This is a genomic window from Devosia alba (assembly GCF_039938915.1).
Lineage (GTDB): Bacteria > Pseudomonadota > Alphaproteobacteria > Rhizobiales > Devosiaceae > Devosia > Devosia alba.
On sequence record NZ_JBDUUI010000055.1, the window covers coordinates 1 to 363 of the forward strand.

The window sequence follows — 363 nt, forward strand, 5'->3', positions numbered from 1 at the left end:
AACCAAGGTTTTTATATAGGAGAATCACTAGAGTATATGTTTTTTATACACTCTCAAACTTTCTCCTATAGGATGTTTTTTTTCGTGTTACAACGGTTACATGGTTACAAATTACGAAAACGGAACATTTGTTTCGGCATCAGCTGGCAGAAAACCAGTTTCAATAACCTCATTTTCTTGCTCGTTTTCAAGACTTTTTATATCAACAATCTTTACCGCAATAAGCCTCATTACACTTCCACCGTCTCTTTTTAGTACCGTATCTCTTTTTCCTGTGTGCTTGATTAACTCTCGATTAATCGCCCAGGCCGAAAAGGCTTTTCTGGAGAATCCATTGTTCTTCAAAAGGTTTTCAAGAGGTTT

Annotated in this window: 1 protein-coding gene; it reads right to left on the reverse strand. The window is 36.4% G+C overall.

Going from position 1 to position 363, the window contains the following annotated elements; genetic code table 11:
• Nucleotides 1-111: 111 nt before the first annotated feature.
• The coding region (locus ABFY71_RS18755) for a hypothetical protein (RefSeq protein WP_347947386.1) at nucleotides 112-363 on the reverse strand (252 nt) is incomplete at its 5' end.